The organism is Pleomorphomonas sp. NRK KF1, from assembly GCF_023721755.1.
Classification (GTDB): domain Bacteria; phylum Pseudomonadota; class Alphaproteobacteria; order Rhizobiales; family Pleomorphomonadaceae; genus Pleomorphomonas.
This window is the reverse complement of sequence record NZ_JAMDLH010000002.1, coordinates 1-18,594: the sequence shown is the minus strand read 5'-3', so window position 1 is coordinate 18,594 and position 18,594 is coordinate 1. Positions and strand designations below refer to the sequence as shown.

Here is an 18,594-nt window from a genome sequence, read left to right as displayed (position 1 = left end):
ACCGGAGCGCCCGATCTCCAATGAGCGCCACGACCTCCGAACCGAAACCCCTTCGCTCTCGTTTCGACACCCGCGCTTTGCCGCCCCGTCAGGCCCAACCGGCCTGGACCGAGGCGATCGGCGTCATTTTCGATGCGCGTCCGCGCAAGAGCGTCGAGGAGGGCTTCTTTGCCAACGTCGATGCGGCCTTCATGGGCGATGTCGCTCTCGGTCGCCTGCGCAGCACCACGCAGGACTTTGATCGCTCACGTTACAAGATCGCCCGTGACGGCATGGATGGCTACCTGCTGCAGTTCTACCTCAGCGGGCGAAGCGCCTCGCGCGGCGGGAGCAACTCGGAGGTGGCGGGTGAGGGCGACCTCTACGTCATCGACATGGCCCAGCCGCTTTCGACCACAACCACGGACCATGACCAGATCAGCTTCGTGGTGCCGAGGCGGTTGATGACGACGCGGCTCGAGTCCGCCGATACCGCTCACATGAAAGTCGTTCCGGCAGGGCTGCCGCTGGTCGCGTTGTTTCGCGAAAGCCTGAAGAGCTTCTACGGCCAGCTCGACAGGATGTCGCTTCGCGAAGCGGAAATCGCAATTCCTCCACTCCTCGACCTTGCTGCCGCTGCCATCAACGGTCATGCGGACGAGCGCAACGTCGCCGGGGTCAATCTGGCGTGCCTTGTCGGTCTGCGGCGCCACGTCGAAGACAACCTTCTCGACCCCGATCTCACGCTCGACAGCTTGCTCGCGACATTCGGACTGTCTCGACGGAAGGCCTACCGACTGTTCGAACCGGTCGGTGGCTTCGCCACCTACGTCAACCGGCGCCGCCTTCAGCGCGCCCTGCGGGCGTTGCGCTCACCCGACTGGCGGCATGTGTCGATTTCCGAGATCGGCAGCGCTCACGGCTTCCCCAATGCGGAGAACTTCAGCCGGGCTTTCCGCCGCGAGTCCGGCCTGTCGCCTCGCGAGGTGCGGCAGCTTGCCGCCTCGGGCAGGAGTTTGCCGGACGCCGCCGGGAGGCTGGCGGAAATGGGCTGGGCCCAGTGGATCGAAAGCATCGGGCGATAGAACCAAACGGCAGCTCGCTCCGGAGGCCACGCACCGTCTTTGCGCCCGAGAAGAGGTGTCACGGAATGCGGGATGGCTGGCACACCACGACCATTTCCGGGACGCTACGTATTGGACCGTAGAAATCGGTCGGCTCGCATGCGATGGAGCTTTGGTCCCGAGATGATCGGGTCCATCGAGGCGGTTGATCACTGGCGGTCCCCTGCAAAAGCCATTTTTAAAGCAGTTTTTTGTTCTTTCTTGCCGACCCTCATCAACCTCAAGTCCATATCCTGGGAACTCCAGCGCAACCGCCTCGATCTCCTGTTTCTGATAGGAATACGCGGCGTCTTGACGGACATCGGTCCGGCCGCTTCTTCTGCGAAGGCAGCGGCGTGGGCCGCCTCTTCGAAAACAAGCGTCACGGTCGCGGCAGGCAGGAGCCGTTCGACTTGGACGAGTTCCTCCGAACCCGATCTCGACTGCGATCTCCAGCTTCCTGAGGCGTATTGCCACAGGAATCGGCTGTCGGCCGATGATGCTCTCTGCCTGATGTCAGGTCTCCACCGCCTCCCTGCCGTCCGCAGCATGGCCACTGCCGCCGGGGCACACCACTTATCGTCTGAAAAGCCCTTCGAAGGGGGCGTGGGTTGCCGAATTTGTTAGGCGACTAGCGTATAGAGTTGCCGGCCAGAAGCTCCAGCGGAAGCCAGTTCGATGACGATCCTGAACTTTGCGATCCAACTTTTGAGCGGCGCAATGATTCTGCTGTTTGCCGTACGCTTCATGCGGATCGGCATCGAGCGTCTGTGGGGTGGCCGCATCAGGTCGAGCCTCGCCGAGGGAGCGTCGACTGTCCGCAATGTGATGACCGGCACCGGTCTTGGCTTTGTCATGCAGGGCAGCATCGCCGTAGTGTTGATCGTGGCGGGGCTTGCCGGCACCGGGTCGGTACCAGTCGGCGTGGCGGCAAGCGTGGCTCTCGGCGCCGACATGGGCTCGGCATTGGCTGTCCAGTTTCTGCAACTGCCGGTTTCCGCGGTTGGGCCTCTCTGCATTCTTGTTGGAGGGTCCCTTTACTTGCGTGCGACGGAGCCGCGTCTTCGAAATTACGGCCGCACCATTCTCGGTCTAGGGCTGATTTTTCTGTCTCTCGCGATCATCAGGCAGAGCGTAGCCCCACTTGCCAACCTGCCGGGCGCCGCTGCCGTCGTCGGTTACCTGAACAGCGATCCGGTAACGGCCTTGCTGGTCGGTGGCGCGCTGACGCTCCTCATGCACTCCAGCATCGCGGCGCTGCTGGCCACCATGGCTTTCTCCCTTCACGCGCCCCTTGGCGTCAGCGCCGGCCTCGGGATCGTACTGGGCGCCAACCTTGGCAGCGCACTCTTGCCGTTATGGCTGCTGAAGCATGAGAACGCGCGCAGCAAGGCGGTTGCGGGAGCGGTGGCAGCAGTGCGATTTGCCTTCGTCCTGCTGTGTCTTCTCATGCTTGTCGGAGCACATTTCGGCGGCCTGACGGAAGGCGTTCGCTTTGGCACCGGCGAGGCGATGCTTGCCGGGCATCTCGCCTTCAACGCCATGCTGCTGCTATCCGCCCCGCTTTGCGTGCGTCTGGCGCGTTTCATCGACGGACGTTTTGGTGCTGCCAACGCGCCGTTCACCGTCAGCCTACCCAAAGGGGTGGCCGACGACGTGGGACTTGCCTTCCCGATGATCAAGCGTCAGCTCTCCAGCATGCTGGAAATCGCCGCGTTGATGCTCGACGACGCCACGGCGCCCGTCCCGGATCCGGCGAGAATGGCGAGCTTGGAAAAGCGCATGAATGCCACCTTGGCCAGCATTCGCGAGATCTACGCCAAGCTGCCGGCTGTGAACGATGCAGAGCTGGCGGACATCCGGCCCATCGTCGATTTTGCGATCCGCCTGGAACGCTGTGGAGACATCTTTGCCGGCAAGCTCATTGCTCTTCGGCTGGAGCAGATCAAGGGCGAGTACCAGTTCTCCGAAGAGGGAAAAGCCGAGATTGACGCCATGGTGCAAGCCGTCCACCAGGCGATCATTCTTGCCGAGGAAACGGCGTGGACCGGCGACATTTCCACGGCGCGGCGCCTGGTGAGCCACAAGCAGGCCGTGACCGAAATGGAAAGCCATAGCCGGGCCGCCCATCTCGCCCGTCTTCGCCAGGGCGATCATCTCAGTCTCGGTTCGAGCAACCAGCACCTGGAGATGATCGCGGCGCTCAAGGAGATAAACTCCAAGTTCGCAACCATTGCCTACGCCACTCTCGACAGGCATGGCGATCTCAGGGAGTCTCGCATCAGGCCAAGCCGTGCGGATCAGTCTGCCGTTCTCGATGGCGTTCCTGACGATCCGGAACGCCCCAGGCAAGGATCATAGCCACCGCTTCCAGCGGAAGAGGCCATAGGTGCCGGCCGCCGACAGGATCATCGCGGCGATGCCCCAGAGATAGCCGTAAGACCATTCGAGCTCGGGCATGTAGCGGAAGTTCATGCCGTAGAAACTGGCGACCAGCGTCGGCGGCATGAAGATTACGGCCAAAACCGAGAAGATCTTGATGGTGTCGTTCTGCTGGATCGAGATGAGGCCCAGCGTCGCATCGAGCAGGAAAGTGATGCGTTCTTCCTGGCCCCGGCAGTGGTCGGCCAGCGCCGTCACGTCGCTCTTCATCGGCTTCAGCCGGGCGACGTCTTCCTTGGAATAGCGCGGCCCTTCCATCTTGGCCGTGAGGAACAGCAGGAGACGGGAGAGGGAGATCAGGCTCTCCTGAAAGTGGCCGAGACGCAGGCCTTCGCGACCGATGCGCCGCAGCGAACTCTTGTAGCGATCGCCCGACGGTGAGGTCCGCGAGTCGTCCTCGAACACCCGGCGGGCGATGGTTTCGATACGGGCGCCGGATTGCTCGATGACGTCGGCCAGCCGGTCGATGGCGGCCTCCAGGATGGTCAGCAGAGCACCGTGCGGCGTCGTCACGTTGGCTCCCGCCGTCGTCACGTTCTTGATGGCGAGGGGGATGGTGCCGGGCTCGTCGTAGCGCACCGTGACGAGATGCTTGTCAGTCAGCACGAAGGTGACGACGGTAATGCCCGGGTCGTTGCTGCCGGCGCGACAGGGCAGGGCGGCAGTGAGATAGAGGACGTCATTGGCGACCGACAGCCGGCTGGACGGTTCGATCTCTTCCATCTCGGCGCGGGTGGGCAGCTCGGCGCCGATGAACTGCTCGACGGCCAGTTCCTCGGCACGCGTCGGCGTCATCAGGTCGATCCAAAGCGTCTGCTGATCTGGCACCAGGGTGCCGCAATTGGGGGCGTATTCGAGCTTGTCGCCGACGGGATGAAACGCATTGAGCATGGGCGACGTCCAGAACTCTGGCCTTCGCGAGGCCGGTTCGCTTGGCGATGGGCAAAATCTCCGGATGCGGCGACTCTTCCCAAAAGAAGGAGGCGTTGCCGTCTGCCGTTTCTCTATACGCGGGCGTGCCGCCGGTCGAGTCTTTCCCGTTGGACATTGCACCGCCAAGGCGATCTGGTAAGTGTTTCATCGGATAGGTCCGTGGGGGAGATCATGGCGGGGGGCGACTGGCAGCCAACGCAGGCGAGGCTGACGCGCAGCTTGATGCGTGTGCTGCTCGTCTATGCGCTTCTGCTGCAGGCGCTGGTTCCGCTGTCCGTTGCCCGTTCCGAAGCGCGCGAGGGTGTCGGCGGCGGTGCGTTCGTCCTTTGCTCGATGAACGGCGGTACCGACAATGTCGCGCGGCCCGCCGAAAAGCCCGCAAGGATAGCGCACGACTGTCTGTCCTGCTGCTTCGGGACCGTGACGGCCGCGCTGGCGCCCCCGGCTGGGCTCACCGAGCCGGTGGGATTCTGTCTGCCGGTCAAGCTGGCCGCGCCCAGCGTCGTCGTGCGGCGACTGGAGGCCGGCGGGCCGCCTCCGCAAAGGGGGCCTCCGGGTCTCGCTTGACAAGTTTGTTGCTCGCCAAAGATCGACGCCCTTTCTCGTGCGACGGATCGACCTGCTGATGGACGCTCCGCGCCTCGCAAAAGTGGCCGTAACTCCCTCATAGACGAGGTTTCCAATGCCCCAGTTCGCTTCCCCACCGTTCCGCGCCGCACTGGTCGCGGGCCTTTTCGCGATCCTGCCCGCCGCTTCCACGCTGGCCATTGCGCCGGCTGCCGCCCATGAGTTCAAGTCCGGCTCGCTCACTCTCGACCATCCCTGGACGCGCGCCACGCCGAATGGGGCGGAAATGGCGGGTGGCTTCGTGACCGTGGTCAACGCGGGTGAGCACGCCGACAAGCTCGTTGGCGGCAGCTTCGAGCTCTCCGAGCGCACCGAAGTGCATGAAATGAAGATGGAAGGCGACGTGATGAAAATGCGGCAACTCGACGGGGGGCTGGACATCCCGGCCGGCGCCACCGTCGAGCTGAAGCCCGGTTCCTACCACCTCATGTTCATGAAGCTGACGGCCCCACTTGAGGCCGGCACCAAGGTCAAGGGAACCCTGCTTTTCGAGAAGGCCGGTGAGATCCCGGTGGAGTTCGCCGTCGAAGCCATCAGCGCCAAGGCGAAGGATCACAAGGCGGGCGGGCACGATGCCATGCCGATGGATGGCGCGGGAATGAAGCACGGCGGATAACCCGCACTTCGCTGTCGCCACAAACGTCTACGGCCGGGGACATAGCCCCGGCCGTAGACGAGTCCAGTCCCTGCTTTCAAGGCACAAGCCCTACCTCGCGCGCAGAACCTATAAGATTCTCGCGATCGCCTTTGAAAGCAAATCTGAAAGGAGTTGGTTCGCCGCCGGGCCGGCCGCATATGCGGCAACCCTGGAAGGCTGATCCATCAGTCCTCGTACGAGAACATGGGGGCGGTCTGCTGGACCGTCGTGTAGTCTTTCTGCTGCACCTGACGACGCATGGCGCGCGCGGCAGCGTTCACCGCCGGAATGCCGATCTCATGATATTGGGCATCGAGCTCCAGCTCGCTGCCTTGTTGGATCTGGCCCTTGTTCACAGCATCAGCCTGTTTGACCATCTGGGTACCGTCCTACCCCGTTGCCGGGTACGTGGTTTGTCTTATGTATTCATTCTGGAACAACGTGGTTAAATCACGTCTTCCACGTTCATATATTAATCCTGCGAATGAGGCCGAACAAGGGCAGGCAGCATTCATGCGGTTCGGATTTCTTCCTAGGCTGAATTAGATTTTTGAGTCCGTGACCAAAATGCGACATTTGCTTTGCCGATAGCAGAGGTCAAAAGCTGATCAAGTATTGAAGGCGATGCAAAATGAATAAGCGGGCCAAGAAAAACTTAACGCCTCGTTAAGCAAAATTTGAACAGACGTCCGGATTGGCTGCCGCTCAGGGCGGCATTGCATGACAAGGCGAAGCCTTTATCGAGCGATGGTGGAGCTTGGCACCCAACCAGTCGCGCATGAGTTCGGCGTGCATGGCTCCAAACACTGATCCTCGCCAACAGGCACGGACCATTGAACTCGGGCATCTTGGCGATTACGCGGCGCCCGAGATGTTGCTTGCCCGGCTTAATGCCCCATCAGTGCCGAGATATGGGCGGCGGCCGACAGGCCGAGAGCGTCGATGTCATACCCTCCCTCAAGAAGGGATACGACACGCCCGCCACAGATGCGATCGGCGACGTCCATCAGGGAGCGGGTCAGGGTAGCATAGTCGCCTTCGACGAGATTGAGATCGCCGAGGGGGTCGCGATAGTGAGCATCGAAGCCCGCCGAAAGTACCAGGAAATCGGGCCGAAAGGCAGCAACCGCCGGCAAAACGGCATCGGTCATCGCTGCGAGAACGTCAGCCCCGTTGGCACCGGCACCGAGCGGTATGTTGAGAATGTTGTCGGCGACGCCGGTTTCCGATGCCTCGCCGGTACCTGGAAACAGGTGGGCCTGGTGGATGGAGGCGTAGAACACCGATTCGTCGGCGTAAAAGATGTTCTGCGTGCCGTTGCCGTGGTGGACGTCGAAATCGACGATGGCCACACGCTCCGCTCCATGCGCCGCCTGGGCATGGCGGGCGGCGATGGCGGCGTGATTGAAGAAGCAGAAACCCATGGCCTGCCGGGCGCTGGCATGATGGCCTGGCGGACGGGCGGCGGAAAAGGCGTTGTCGACAAGGCCGGCCATCACCTCGTCGACGGCGAGGCATGCGGCGCCCGCTGCGAGCCGCGCCGCTTCGTAGGTCCCGTTCGACAGGATGGTGTCGCTGCTGATCGACATTAGCCCGTCGTGCGGCGCCTGGATGCGGATATGGTCGACATAGGCGGCCGGATGGACGCGCTGGATCTCGGCGTCGGTGATGGGACGCGCCATGTCGCGGATCAGGTTCTGGAACGCCTCGCCCTCAAGTTGTCGCTCGATGGCGATGATGCGGCCCGGCTGTTCGGGGTGGTTCTCCGGGGCGAGATGGTCGCGATAGCGCGGGTGGCTCAGGAAAAGTGTCCGCATGCGCCCCTCTCCGCATGACGCCATGCGGCGTCCGTGAAAATCCTGAGACAGAGGATGCCGCTACAACCGAGCCGTCAAGTAGCAGGAAGGTTTAGCGCGGAGCCGCCGCCCGCGTCAGCCGGTCCCGGATCGCCTCGCCCAAGCCATGCGTGGGGATCGGTGCCACCGCGATTCCGGCAACATCGTCGCCGTCGGCTCGGCGCAGCATGTCGAACAGATTGGCGGCCGCTTCGCGTAGACTGCCCGCCGGACTGAGGTTGAAGACGCGCTTTGCCTCGGTGGCGCCTCGGATCGATGCTCCGCCGAAAGCGAGCAGGGCTTCGTTGGGCTCGACGCGGCGGGCGTCGAGCCGGACGCGGGCGCGGGGCGCGTAATGGGAGGCCAGCATGCCCGGTGCCACGGGCGCGGTGGACGGGTCGCCTTCCGACCGGACGACGGCGACGCCGGCCGCCGCCTCAATGTCCTCGCGGGCGAGTCCACCCGGGCGCAGGAGATAGGGAATGTCGTCGCGAACCTGCAGAATGGTCGATTCGAGGCCTACCTCGGTGCGGCCGCCGTCGAGGATCAGCGGTACACGGCGGGAGAGGTCGCCATAGACGTGGGCGGCGGAGGTGGGGCTGACGTGCCCCGAAGTGTTGGCGCTGGGCGCGACGATCGGCACGCCGGCGGCGCGGATCAGGTCGAGCGCCACCCTGTGCGCCGGCATTCGTACGGCAAGCGTGTCGAGGCCGGCGGTGGCCAGCGAGGATACCGGGCAATCCGGCCGTGCCGGCAGTACCAGCGTCAACGGTCCCGGCCAGAAGGCTTCGGCCAGACGCCGCGACAGCGGATCGAAGACGACCAGCGTCTCGGCCATGGCAATGCTGTCGACATGGGCGATCAGCGGGTTGAAGGAGGGACGCCCCTTGGCCTCGTAGATGGCGGCGACGGCTTGCCCGCGCGTCGCATCGGCCCCGAGGCCGTAGACGGTCTCGGTGGGAAAGGCGACCAGCTCGCCCTGCCGGATGCGATCGGCGGCGAGACGGATAGATTCATCGGTTGCCGCTTCGATGCGGGCAAATTCTGGAGAACGGTTGGGCACGGAGGATCCCGGTATGGATTGTCGGGGCGTTTCGCCGGACCGGGACTGTGTGGGGCCAATCCATGGCGAGGTCAAGGCAGGGCAGGATCAGCTTCCAACTCCCGGCACGTCCTCCAGCCGATGATAGACCGGCAATCCCCGCTCTTTTGCTATGCGGACGTCATTGTCGGCGCCTTTGGATTCTCCTGGAAGACGAAGAACCGCATCGCAAATCGCCAGCAAACGCTCGGCAGCCGGATAGAAGATCCGGTCGTAGAGCTCGTCGCCGAGCGTTGTCCCACCCGCCGACCGCCAGACGGGAAGGGCCACCCATTCGCCGATCATCGGAACGTGCCCGGCCTGGAACAGCGGCCAGGAGGCTTGCTCCAGGCGACGGAGGTTGTCGGCCATCTTCTGGGGATCGTCTCCGGTTCCGGAGCGGTAGGGACCGGCGATCAGGATCAGCATGCGATGGTTGCCTTGTTCGGGATCGTTTGGGGGAAAAGATGGAGGGCGGCGTATTGCAGCAGCATGATCGTCTTGCCGTCGCGAATGACGCCCGATCCGATCATCGACAGGGCCTCGTCGATGCCGACTTCGAGAACGGCGATATCCTCGCCCTCGATCTCGTTGCCGCCGCCGGCAGAGATCCTGTCGCCGGGTTCGTACCGGCCGACGAAGAAATGCAGCCGCTCCGTCACTGAGCCGGGGCTCATGAAGGCGTCGAAGATCGGGCGGACGTCGCGCACGCGAAATCCCGTTTCCTCTTCCATCTCGGCGCGGATGCGAACCTCGGGCGCGGCATTGTCGAGAAGGCCGGCCGGCGCCTCGATCAGCAGGTCGTCGTGGCCGTTGACGAAGGCCGGATAGCGAAACTGGCGGGTCAGGATCACAGTGCGTCGGCTGGGATCGTAGAGCAGGATCGTCGCGCCGTTTCCCCGGTCGTAGGTCTCGCGCGATTGGCGCTGCCAGCTTCCGTCGCTGCGCCGAAAGGAAAAGATCGTCTTCTTCAGGATGTACCAGTCATCGGAGAGGACGGTGACGTCTTCCACGCGAACGCGATCGGCTATGCTCAAGTTCGTATCCTTGTCTTCGGAACTCTGGACCTGCCCTTAGTTTCGTGCAATATCGTGCAGAGTCAAGAATTTTCGTGCAGATGAGGATTGCATGCTCACGTCGGAACGCAAGGCCTTGATCCAACTGGTGTTGAGGCAGGAAGGCCGTCTCGTGGCCAAGGATTTCAGCCAGCGGCTGGGCGTGTCCGAGGATACGATCCGCCGCGATCTGCGCGAACTTGCCGGCGAGGGGCTGTTGCAGCGCGTGCATGGGGGAGCCCTGCCGGCCTCGTCGGCGGTCGCCGATTTCGCCTCGCGCGAACAGGTCGGCTCGTCGGTGAAGGCACGGCTCGGACAAGCCGCCGCCCGCCTGATCCAGTCGGGACAGATCGTCTTTCTCGACGGCGGCACGACGAACGTGCAACTGGCGCGCCATCTTCCCCTGGATCTCAGGGCGGTCGTCGTGACCCATAGCCCGAGCATCGCGGTGGAACTTGTCCGCCATCCCCATGTGGAGGTCGAACTCATCGGCGGCAGGCTGTTCAAGCATTCCATCGTCGCGGTGGGAGCGACATCCGCCGAAGCGATCTCGCGCATCCGCGCCGATCTGTTCTTCATGGGCGCAACCGGCATTCATCCGGAAACCGGCGTCACCACCGGCGACCGGGAGGAGGCGGCGGTCAAGAACCTGATCGCCCGGCAGTCGGCGGAAACCGTCGTGCTGGCGACCGAGGAAAAGCTGGGGGCGGCTTCGCCCTACCAGATCATGCCGCTCGGCGATGTCGGCACCCTCGTGACGGTGTCGGATCTTGCCGAAGAGGTGCTCGATCCCTTCAGATCCGCCGGCCTGACCCTGATCGAGGTATGACTGCGGCTGCCAGGGAAGTGGCGATTTTTCGAATCCGAACAGGAGGATCCCGACGGGTTTCCATCGCATCCCCGTTGACTCTTCGAATGCCCCTCCTATACTGGAACATATAGAGAACAAAACCCACGGAAACGGGAGTTTGAACCGTGCTCGCCAGCGAGTCGACGGACAGGATTGCCATGCTTCGACGGCAGGTCGCCCAATTGGAACGGGCACGCGGCCGGGGCGAGGTTCGGGCTGATCCCGAGGCTGTGGAAGAGTTGGCCGGCGTGCCGGTGCACGATATCGCGCCCGCCGCAATCCGTGCCGCGCCGACCTCCGCTTTTCGCGGTGGTCGGGTCGCGAACGCCTGGGCGGGCGCGGAGACGACGGCGCTTCCTTTCGGTCATCCGGAGGTCGATGCGGCGACGGGGGGACTCAAGCGTGGCGCACTGCACGACGTGAGCCCGGCCGGTGCGCCCGACATGGCCTCGGCGACCGGCTTCGCACTGGCCTGCGCCGGGCTGCTGTTGAGAGCGGCCGGGCGGGACAGTCTCTGGCTCTGGGTGCGTGCCGAGATGGCCGGGCGCGAGGCGGGCGAACCCTATGGGCCTGGCCTTGCCGCCTTCGGCCTCGATCCGTCGCGGCTCGTCGCGGTGACGGCCGGCGACACCGCCGACGTGCTGCGCGCCGCCGAGGAGGGGCTTGCCGCCCGTGCCTTCGGGGCGGTGCTGATCGAACCCTTCGGCGACGACCGCCGGCTCGACCTGACGGCCTGCCGCCGCCTGTCGCTGATCGCCGATGGCGGCCGGGCCACCGGCATCCTGCTCCGGACGGGCGGCATTCCGGGTCCGACCAGCGCCGTCACGCGCTGGCGCATCTCGGCCGCCCCGAGCAACGGCGGCCGCCAGCCCGGCAATCCGGTTTTCGCGGCCGATCTTGCGCGTAATCGTTTCGGTCCTGTCGGCGCGTGGATGATGGAGTGGCGTACCGATGAGCAATCCTTCCGAGCCCCGCGCGCCAGGCCCAAAGCCGAAGGGGCCGGCCCCCTGGCAGTCCCGCTATCTGGTCGCCTGGCTGCCGCATCTGGCGACCGACCGTCTCGCCCGCCTGGATCGGGAGCGGTCGTCCCCTTCCGCAGCCGCTGAGGCCTCGGCGCGCCCACCCATGGTGCTGACGGCGAAACATCGGAGCGCCGTGCGTCTCGCCCATGTCGACGGGCAGGCGGTGCGGCTCGGGTTGCAGCCGGGACTCGGCCTGGCCGACGCGCGTGCCCGCGTGCCCGGCCTTGACGTCCGCGCCGCCGATCCCGAGGCCGACGCCGCTTTCCTCGATCGTCTCTGCGACTGGGCGCAGCGCTATACGCCGCTGGCCGGCCGCCGCATCGGCACGTCGTCCGTCGACCCGGAGTTTCCATATCCGGAGGATTTCACGCTGGTGCTCGACATCGCCGGCTGCGCCCATCTGTTCGGCGGCGAAGAGGCGTTGGCGGCCGACATGGCGCGTCGGCTCGAGCGGCAGGACTTGACTGTCAGCATCGGCATCGCCTCGACCATCGGCGCCGCCCATGCGCTTGCCGCCTTCGGACGAGGCGGGCGGCTGCAAGCCGGCGAGGAGCGACGAGCGCTGGCCGGCCTGCCCATGGCGGCGCTGCGGCTCGACGCGACGACTGTGGACGCGCTCGCCCGCGTTGGTCTCAAGCGCATCGGCGACCTGATGGACGGCCCGCGCGCGCCGCTTACCGCCCGCTTCGGTCGTGCTCCGCTCATCCAGCTCGATCGGGCGCTGGGGCTGGCCGACGAGGCCTTCTCCCCGCGACTGCCCGTCGCTCCCTATTGTGCCGAGCGCCGCTTCTTCGAGCCGATCGCCCGCGAGGAAGACGTGCGCGCCGTCGCTCTGTCGCTGATCGGCGCGCTGGCCGAGCGGCTGGAGGCGGCCGGCGAGGGGGCGTTGCATCTTCGCCTCAGCCTCTGGCGCGTCGATGGCGCGCTCGCCCATGTCGAGGCAGGTCTCAGCCGTCCGAGCCGCGAGGCGACGGTCATGCAGGACATCCTCTGCCGCCGGCTCGACAGCCTCGCCGAGGATTTCGATGCCGGGTATGGCTTCGATTGCGTCACCGTTGCCGTAACCGAGGCGAGCCGCCGCGACGCCGAGGTCCTGTCGCTTGCCGGGCCCGATACGGCGCTGGAGCTGACGCGCTTCGTCGACCGTGTCGGCGCCCGCATCGGCCGGGGCCGGGTGCGGCGACTCAAGTTCTATGCGAGCCACATTCCCGAGCGGGCAAGCCGCGCCGTGCCGGCCCACGTGGCGGAAGAGGCTAGCTTCCCGGCAACCGATGTCCTGGCCGGCGATCCGCCCGAGCGGCCGATCCGCCTGTTCGCGCAGCCGGAACTGGTGGAGGCGATGGCCTCGGTGCCGGATGGCCCGCCGCTCCGCTTTCGCTGGCGGCGCGTCACGCATGAGGTGAAGCGCGCCGAGGGGCCGGAACGGATCGCTGGCGAGTGGTGGCGGCAGGAGGCGCCGACGCGCGACTATTTCCGCGTCGAGGATGCCGAGGGGCGCCGCTTCTGGATGTTCCGCGAAGGCCTCTTTCAGGTCGAAACCAACCATCCGCGCTGGTTCGTGCACGGACTGTTCGCATGAGGAGGCTGGGCTCACCCCTCTTCCTGGTCCCTCCCCCACAAGGGGGGAGGGGACGCGGCTTAAATCTACCCATTATTGGAAGGTTCGACTTGCCTCGGAAATGGGTCGGCTGGTCCCATCGTCCCCTCCCCCCTTGTGGGGGAGGGACCAGGGAGAGGGGGGATGGCGGAAATTGGCCTCGTAAAGGTTTTCGGAGGCGATCATGACCGCCTATGCCGAGCTTGCCGCTGTCACCAACTATTCCTTCCTGCGTGGCGCCTCCCATGCCCTGGAGATGGTGGGAACGGCCGGGCAGCTTGGTTATGCCGGCATCGGCATCGCCGATCGCAACACGCTGGCCGGCGTCGTGCGCGCCCATGTGGCGGCCAAGGAATACGGCGTGCGGCTCGCCGTCGGCTCCCGCCTCGTCTTCACCGATGGCACGCCCGATATTCTCGCCTATCCCAAGGACCGCGCCGCCTATGGTCGGCTCTGCCGCCTGCTGACCACCGGTAACATGCGGGCCGAGAAGGGCGATTGCATCCTGACGGCTGGCGACCTTCTGGAGTTTTCCGAAGGCCTCCGGCTGATCGTCGTGCCGCCGCGCCGCCTTCTGCCGGCCTTCGGCGCTGAGGTGAAAAAGCTCGCCGCCGACCTGTCCGGCCAGCTCTGGCTCGGCGTCACCATGCCGCGCCTCGGCGACGACCGGCGCCGGCTTGCCGCCTTCGCGGCGCTGGCAAAATCGGCAGGTCTCAAGCCGATCGCCCTCGGCGATCCGCTCTATCACACTCCCGAACGGCGACCGCTGCAGGACATCGTCACCTGCATCCGCGAGCACGTCACCATCGACGAGGCCGGCTTGCGCCTCGAACAGAACGCCGAACGCCACCTCAAACGGCCGGAGGAAATGGAACGCCTGTTCGCCGACCTGCCGCAGGCGGTAAGCGAGACGGTACGCTTCCTCGACGGGCTCGGCTTTTCGCTCGACGAACTCAAGTACGAATATCCGCGCGAAGCCTTCGCGGGTTACGCCACGGCTGCCGAAGCATTGAGAGCCCTGGTCGAAGAGGGGGTGAAGCGACGCTTTCCGGAAGGGGTTGACGAGGCAATTCGCAAGACCATCGAGCATGAGCTCGCCATCATCGCCCAGAAGGAATACGAGCCTTATTTCCTCACCGTCTACGACATCGTCCGCTATGCGCGCTCGGAGAGCATTCTCTGCCAGGGGCGTGGATCGGCCGCCAACTCCGTCGTCTGCTATTGCCTTGGAATTACCGACGTGGACCCCAGGCGTGGCGATCTTCTGTTCGAACGCTTCATCTCGGTCGAACGCGACGAGCCGCCGGATATCGACGTCGATTTCGAGCATGGCCGGCGCGAGGAGGTGATGCAGTACATCTACAGACGCTACGGTCGGGAGAAGGCCGGCATCGCCGCCACGGTGATCACCTATCGCGGCCGCAGCGCCGTGCGCGAGGTGGGCAAGGTGTTCGGCCTCACCGACGACGCGGTGACGGCATTGTCGGGCTCGGTCTGGGGATCGCCATCAAAGGGACTGAAGGACGACGACGCCCGCCGCACCGGCTTCGATCCCACCGAGGCGAGGCTTGCCATGGTGCTGAAATATGCCCGTGACCTCTCGGGCTTTCCGCGTCACCTCAGCCAGCACGTCGGTGGTTTCGTTCTGACGGCTGGCCGGCTCGACGAAGCCGTGCCGATCGGCAACGCCGCCATGGCCGACCGCACCTTCGTCGAGTGGGACAAGGACGACCTCGACGCCTTGGGCATGCTGAAGGTCGATATCCTGGCCCTGGGTATGCTGACGGCGCTCGCCAAGGCATTGAAAATGCTCGGCGAGCATTATGATCGGCACTGGACGCTGGCCAGCCTGCCGCCCGAGCGGAAGGCGGTCTACGCCATGATCCAGCGCGCCGATACGCTCGGCGTCTTCCAGATCGAGAGCCGGGCGCAGATGAGCATGCTGCCGCGTTTGAGACCGGCCCATTTCTATGACCTCGTCATCGAGGTGGCGATCGTCCGCCCTGGGCCTATTCAAGGCAATATGGTGCATCCCTACCTCAGGCGGCGGCAAGGTCTCGAAAAGCCGAAATATCCAGCCCCGTCTCCCGAGCATGGTCCAGAGGATGAGTTGGAGCAGGTGCTTGGCAAGACGTTGGGCGTGCCGCTGTTCCAGGAACAGGCGATGCGCATCGCCATCGTCGCCGCCGGCTTCACGCCGGGCGAGGCGGATAAGCTGCGGCGCGCCATGGCCACCTTCCGCCGCATGGGCACCATTCACACCTTCCGCGACAAGATGGTGGAGGGCATGGCCGGGCGCGGCTACGACCGTACCTTCGCCGAGAACTGCTTCCGGCAAATCGAAGGCTTCGGCGAATACGGCTTTCCCGAGAGTCATGCCGCGAGCTTCGCGCTGCTGGTCTACGCCTCGGCTTTCATCAAGTGCTACTACCCGGACGTCTTCGCCGCCTCGCTGCTCAACGCCCAGCCGCTCGGCTTCTATGCGCCGGCCCAGATCGTCCGCGACGCGCGCGACCATGGCGTCACCGTGCGACCGCCCGACATCAACCTCTCGGATTGGGATGCGACGCTGGAGCCCGGCGCGCCGGAGGTGACGCCGCATCGGCGCCACGCCTCGATGGCTGGGCATATCCGGACGACCCATGCCCTTCGCCTCGGCTTCCGCGAGGTGGAGGGTCTCAAGGAGAGTGACGGTCGGCTGATAGTCGAGTGTCGGGGCAGGGGATACGACTCCATTCGCGACGTCTGGCTCCGCACCGGCCTGCCGAGCTCGACGCTGGAACGGCTTGCCGACGCCGATGCCTTCGCCTCGCTCGGCCTCAGCCGCCGCGACGCGCTCTGGGCGGTGCGTGGCCTCGGCAGGACCGGCGACAAGGACGACTTGCCGCTGTTCCTGGCGGCCGAGGAGGCGGGCCGCGAGATCGAGCCGGACATGCACTTGCCGCCCATGCTGCCGGGCGAGGAAGTGGTGATGGATTATCGCCATCTCCGGATGTCGCTGCGCGCCCATCCCGTCAGCTTCCTGCGCTCCCACCTCGACCGCTTGCGCGCCATGCCCTGCGACGATCTGACGCGAACCGCCGACGGCCGCCGCGTCACGGTGGCCGGCCTCATCGTGGTGCGTCAGCGGCCGGGCACGGCCAAGGGTACCATCTTCCTGACACTCGAAGACGAGACCGGCATCGCCAACATCGTCGTCTGGGCCAAGGTGTTCGAGGCGCACCGGGCCATCGTGCTCGGCTCCCGCATGGTGTCGGTGACGGGCCGCATGCAGTCCGAAAGCGGCGTCATCCATGTGGTGGCCGACCGCATCGTCAACCTGACGCATCTCCTCGGTCATCTCGCGGCCGACGACGCGGCGGCGGCGCTGACCCCGCCCGGCGAGGCGGTACGCGCCACCGACAAGGGCGGTGGACTGCCCGACCCCATCTACCAGCCGCCGCACCCGGCCAACGCGCCCCTGCCGGCCGAACCGGACGTGGCCGCCGATCTCGACGTGCCCGCCCGTGCCACGCGACACGTACCGGCTCGGCGGCGGGCGTGATGGCGTTTCCGCATGCATTGCGGCCGCCGACCGGATAGATCTGAAGCCGTTAGGACACGGGGACGGACATGTTGGGCTACGACCTGGCGCACTGGGCAACCTTCTTTGCGGCGGCTTTCCTGCTGAACGTGTCGCCGGGGCCGGATATCGCCTTCATCCTCGGCCATACGGCGCGCGGCGGCCGCCGGCAGGGGCTCGCCGCCATGTTCGGCCTGTGGGCCGGCGCCTTCTGCCACGTGCTGTTTGCCGCCATCGGCCTGTCGGCCATCGTCGCCACGTCCGCCACCGCTTTCTCATTGGTGAAATGGGCCGGCGTCGCCTATCTCGCCTACCTTGGCATCTCGGCCCTGCGATCGAAGGCGGGCGCCTTCGACGTCAAGGCGGCAGAAGTCGAGAGCCGCCTGTCGGCCGTCTTTCTTCAAGGCATGCTGGTCGACATCCTGAACCCGAAGGTGGCGATCTTCTTCCTCGCCTTCCTGCCGCAATTCGTCGTCGAAGGCGCGGGGCCGGTGCCGCTGCAGCTCCTGCTGCATGGCGTCCTGATCATCGTCGTCGCGGCAACCGTGGAGCCGCTGGTGGTGCTCGGCGGCGCCTGGCTGACGGCGCGATTGCGCGCCAGCACGCGGCTAGGCCTATGGCTCGACCGCTCGCTGGGGGCGCTGTTTCTCGGCCTCGCGGCAAAGCTCGCCGCCCTGCAGCGATAAGCGGCTTTTCCCGCTTAAAGCGTGACTCCGGTTTTGAATATGACGATTTCCTTGATTTCGTTGGTTTCGTTTCTGGTTGGTTTGCCGGATGCGATCTGGAGGACGGCGTCTGCGAAGCTGTCTCTGAGGCCTTCGACGGTGGTCTCTCCGGTGGCGATGGGGCCGGCGTCGAAGTCGATCCAGTGCGGCTTGCGGGTCGCAAGGTCGCTGTTGGTGGCGATCTTCATGGTGGGCACGACGCCGCCGAGCGGCGTGCCGCGTCCGGTGGTGAACAGCACCATGTGACAGCCCGAGGCGGCGAGCGCTGTGACGGCGACGCCGTCGTTGCCGGGGGCCGACAGGAGGTTGAGGCCGGGCTTGCGGATCTTGCCGGTGTAGCCGATCACGTCGCGCACGGTGGAGAGGCCGGCCTTCTGCGTGCAGCCGAGCGACTTCTCTTCGAGCGTCGAGATACCGCCCGCCTTGTTGCCCGGCGAGGGGTTCTCGTAGATCGGCTGGTTGTTGTCGACGTAGTAGCGCTTGAAGTCGTTGATCAGCGCCACCGTCTTGTCGAACACCTCGCGGCTCTCCGAGCGCTCCATCAGGAGCTGTTCGGCACCGAACATCTCCGGCACCTCGGTGAGAACGGTGGTGCCGCCGATGCCGGTCAGCCAGTCGGAGAAGGCGCCGAGCAGCGGATTGGCGGTGATGCCCGAGAAGCCGTCCGAACCGCCGCACTTGAGGCCGATGCGGAGACGGTCGGCGCCAACCTCGGTCCGCCTGTCGCCTGCCATCTTCTGGGTGAGCTCGCGGCAGAGGGCGAGCGCTTCCGTCCTCTCGTCGCCGGCCTCCTGGCTGGTCAGGAAGCGGACGCGGTCGGGGTCAGGCAGCTCCAGCCCTTCCCTGAAGTAGGCCTTGGTGTTGTTCTCGCAGCCAAGACCGAGCACCAAGACGCCGCCGGCATTGGGATGCGCGACGTAGTTCTGCAGGATGCCGCGCGTGTTGGCGAGGTCGTCGCCGAGCTGCGAGCAGCCGTAGGGGTGGGAGAGGACGGTGACGCTGGAGCCCTCGGGCAGAAGCCCCTCCTTCTGCACCGCCTTGGCGATGTTGTCGGCAAGGCCGTTGATGCAGCCGACCAGCGGCACGATGAAGAGGTCGTTGCGGATGCCGATGTCGCCGTTCACCCGCTCGTAGGCCGATATCGTC

Annotated in this window: 16 protein-coding genes; 9 read left to right on the top strand and 7 right to left on the bottom strand. The window is 65.4% G+C overall.

Annotated features, from left to right (window positions below; genetic code table 11):
• Positions 1-20 precede the first annotated feature (20 nt).
• Both M4J39_RS05500 and M4J39_RS05495 read left to right on the top strand, forming a co-directional pair.
• Positions 21-1,064 (top strand): helix-turn-helix domain-containing protein, encoded by a 1,044-nt coding sequence (locus tag M4J39_RS05500; protein WP_251726826.1) that lies wholly within the window; start codon positions 21-23, stop codon positions 1,062-1,064.
• Between the two features lie 738 nt (positions 1,065-1,802).
• Entirely contained in the window at positions 1,803-3,443 is a 1,641-nt protein-coding gene (locus tag M4J39_RS05495; protein WP_251726825.1) for a Na/Pi cotransporter family protein, read from the top strand.
• Here the strand turns inward: M4J39_RS05495 and M4J39_RS05490 are convergent.
• Entirely contained in the window at positions 3,438-4,415 is a 978-nt protein-coding gene (locus M4J39_RS05490; RefSeq protein ID WP_251726824.1) for a magnesium transporter CorA family protein, read from the bottom strand. The two genes, M4J39_RS05495 and M4J39_RS05490, sit on opposite strands and share 6 nt — an antisense overlap.
• A gap of 201 nt (positions 4,416-4,616) precedes the next feature.
• On the opposite strand from M4J39_RS05490, the gene M4J39_RS05485 reads away from it, so the two are divergent.
• Together M4J39_RS05485 and M4J39_RS05480 are read left to right on the top strand one after the other, a co-directional pair.
• Positions 4,617-5,024: a DUF2946 family protein gene (locus tag M4J39_RS05485; RefSeq protein ID WP_251726823.1), complete on the top strand. Its 408-nt coding sequence runs from the start codon at positions 4,617-4,619 to the stop codon at positions 5,022-5,024.
• 115 nt (positions 5,025-5,139) lie between these two features.
• Positions 5,140-5,700 carry a copper chaperone PCu(A)C gene (locus tag M4J39_RS05480; RefSeq protein WP_251726822.1) on the top strand — a complete coding sequence of 187 codons (561 nt, stop codon included), beginning with the start codon at positions 5,140-5,142 and terminating at the stop codon, positions 5,698-5,700.
• A gap of 206 nt (positions 5,701-5,906) precedes the next feature.
• On the opposite strand, the gene M4J39_RS05475 is transcribed toward M4J39_RS05480, so the two are convergent.
• From M4J39_RS05475 to M4J39_RS05455, 5 genes are all read right to left on the bottom strand, one after another.
• A complete protein-coding gene (locus M4J39_RS05475) occupies positions 5,907-6,098 on the bottom strand; it encodes a hypothetical protein (protein WP_100081086.1) in 192 nt (63 codons plus the stop codon).
• Between the two features lie 510 nt (positions 6,099-6,608).
• Positions 6,609-7,538: a histone deacetylase family protein gene (locus M4J39_RS05470; RefSeq protein ID WP_251726821.1), complete on the bottom strand. Its 930-nt coding sequence runs from the start codon at positions 7,536-7,538 to the stop codon at positions 6,609-6,611.
• Between the two features lie 91 nt (positions 7,539-7,629).
• Positions 7,630-8,619: an L-threonylcarbamoyladenylate synthase gene (locus M4J39_RS05465; RefSeq protein ID WP_371875402.1), complete on the bottom strand. Its 990-nt coding sequence runs from the start codon at positions 8,617-8,619 to the stop codon at positions 7,630-7,632.
• A gap of 87 nt (positions 8,620-8,706) precedes the next feature.
• The gene (locus tag M4J39_RS05460; protein WP_251726820.1) at positions 8,707-9,066 is read right to left on the bottom strand and encodes a DUF4406 domain-containing protein; all 360 of its coding nucleotides are present in this window, start codon (positions 9,064-9,066) and stop codon (positions 8,707-8,709) included.
• Positions 9,060-9,674, bottom strand: a complete 615-nt coding sequence (locus M4J39_RS05455) for an NUDIX domain-containing protein (protein WP_251726819.1) — start codon at positions 9,672-9,674, stop codon at positions 9,060-9,062. The genes M4J39_RS05460 and M4J39_RS05455 overlap by 7 nt, the downstream gene beginning before the upstream one ends.
• A gap of 91 nt (positions 9,675-9,765) precedes the next feature.
• Here M4J39_RS05455 and M4J39_RS05450 point away from each other — a divergent pair, with 91 nt between their 5' ends.
• The 5 genes from M4J39_RS05450 to M4J39_RS05430 all read left to right on the top strand — a co-directional run bounded on the left by M4J39_RS05450 (position 9,766) and on the right by M4J39_RS05430 (position 17,409).
• The gene (locus M4J39_RS05450; protein WP_251726818.1) at positions 9,766-10,521 is read left to right on the top strand and encodes a DeoR/GlpR family DNA-binding transcription regulator; all 756 of its coding nucleotides are present in this window, start codon (positions 9,766-9,768) and stop codon (positions 10,519-10,521) included.
• Between the two features lie 146 nt (positions 10,522-10,667).
• Positions 10,668-11,648 carry a DNA repair protein gene (locus M4J39_RS23030; protein WP_251726817.1) on the top strand — a complete coding sequence of 327 codons (981 nt, stop codon included), beginning with the start codon at positions 10,668-10,670 and terminating at the stop codon, positions 11,646-11,648.
• Complete coding sequence (locus M4J39_RS05440; RefSeq protein ID WP_371875430.1) at positions 11,566-13,143, top strand: DNA polymerase Y family protein; 1,578 nt, start codon at positions 11,566-11,568, stop codon at positions 13,141-13,143. Before M4J39_RS23030 ends, M4J39_RS05440 begins: the two co-directional genes overlap by 83 nt.
• A gap of 202 nt (positions 13,144-13,345) precedes the next feature.
• Positions 13,346-16,705, top strand: a complete 3,360-nt coding sequence (locus tag M4J39_RS05435) for an error-prone DNA polymerase (RefSeq protein ID WP_251726816.1) — start codon at positions 13,346-13,348, stop codon at positions 16,703-16,705.
• Positions 16,706-16,773: 68 nt separating this feature from the next.
• Entirely contained in the window at positions 16,774-17,409 is a 636-nt protein-coding gene (locus M4J39_RS05430; protein WP_251726815.1) for a LysE family translocator, read from the top strand.
• Positions 17,410-17,423: 14 nt separating this feature from the next.
• Here M4J39_RS05430 and M4J39_RS05425 read toward each other — a convergent pair.
• Positions 17,424-18,594, bottom strand: a 1,171-nt coding sequence (locus M4J39_RS05425) for a UxaA family hydrolase (RefSeq protein WP_251726814.1), incomplete at its 5' end; no start/stop codon positions are given.